The organism is Mycobacterium gastri, from assembly GCF_002102175.1.
Taxonomy (GTDB): Bacteria; Actinomycetota; Actinomycetes; order Mycobacteriales; family Mycobacteriaceae; genus Mycobacterium; species Mycobacterium gastri.
On sequence record NZ_LQOX01000034.1, the window covers coordinates 1 to 1,546 of the forward strand.

General features: G+C 62.8%; 1 pseudogene. It reads right to left on the reverse strand.

Annotated features, from left to right (window positions below):
• Positions 1-76: 76 nt before the first annotated feature.
• A pseudogene (locus AWC07_RS02600) lies at positions 77-804 on the reverse strand (transposase); the annotation flags it as partial.
• Positions 805-1,546: the final 742 nt, after the last annotated feature.

Genomic DNA, 1,546 nt, shown 5'->3' on the forward strand with positions numbered 1-1,546 from the left:
GTGTTCTCGTCGTACCTGATCGCCATCGCGCCATCCTTCCCTCAAAGGAAGGTGCGCATAAAACCCGGGACGGTTCACCGTCACCAACCGTGAGCACTGGGGCGCCCATCCCGCGGCGTTTGCAGTCGCGCAGCAGATCAGCCCACGATTCCGAACTCTCCCGTAATCCGTCGGCCAGGGCGACGAGTTCTTTGCGGCCGTCGGCGCGCACCCCGATCAACACCGCCAGGCACACTTTGTCCTGTTCAAGGCGGACCTTCAAATGGATCCCGTCCACCCACATGTATACATAATCAATTTCGGCCAGCGACCGCGCCTTGAACTCCTTGGCGTCGTCCTGACACTGGCTGGTCAGCCGGGTGATCACCGATGCCGACAAGCCCTGCCCAGAGCCAAGGAACTGTTGCAGTGCCGGAGCGAAATCACTGGCGGACAGCCCGTGCAGGTACAGCAGGGGTAGCAGCTCCGACACTTGCGGCGACTTGCGTGCCCACGCGGGCAGGATCGACGAGGCGAACCGCTTACGCTCGCCTGTGATTTCGTCGACCCGCTTGTCGTTGACCCGCGGCTGGCGCACCTTCACCGCACCTGCGGCCGTGATCACTTCCCGCTCCGCGTGGTATCCGTTGCGGACCACCAGCCGATGCCCGTCCTGGTCAATCTCGTGCCGGCAAGACTCGATGTAGGCGGCGACCTCAGCCTGCAACGCCGCCGCATCTGGCGGGCGCCGTCACGTACGATCTCATCCAACAGCGACGTACCCAGCGCCGAGACACCGTTGTTGAGCGTTGGAATCGGTGCCATCGTGAACTAATTTGAGCATGGGCGTACCTTCCCGAACCAGCGCGCCACGCCGGCACTTGATCAGAACAAACTGGACTTCAGATCATCCCCGGGAAGGTGCACCCATTCATGTCACCTCGCCGAGGGCCATCCAGAGGTTCTGATCATTGCTCTAGTCCTGGGGTTGACTGAGTGAAGACTGTTTTGCCATTCGCCTCGGCCGCCAACCAGCCGCCATGCCGCCGAACACGGATGAACTCGGCTGGCGTAGAACGCGTTTAGAAGGGTCGGCCAGCCGGACCGGTTGCTCGTGGCGGCAACTGCCGCATGGTTTTCCACCGTGGGTACTTCAAGACCTGGCGGTGCGCGACGCTGGGCGTGACCCATGGCTAGCGCCCGGATCGTCGACGCGCAATCGCTCAAAGCCGCTGACACCGTCAGCAGGGTCACTCGCGGGTTTGACCTGTCTTGGCTCACGATTGGGGATTGGCGGTGGCCGCAGTGGGTTGACCTGTTGTTTTGCGGTTTTGGGTGACGGATCTGCGTATTGAATTCGCGGGCGGTGGCTGCCTGGTGGATCGCGCGGTCGAGCACCTGCCGCGCACCGGCGCAGAGTTGTCGTACCCGGGTGTGATGATGTCGTCATGTCGTCGAGTGCAGCCGCTGGTGCTGTGGTGGCCGGTCCCGGCGAGCGTCTTGAGGTGTTGTTTGCGGAGTTGGCGCAGTTGGCCGGTCAGCGCAACGCGATTGATGGGCGCCTCGT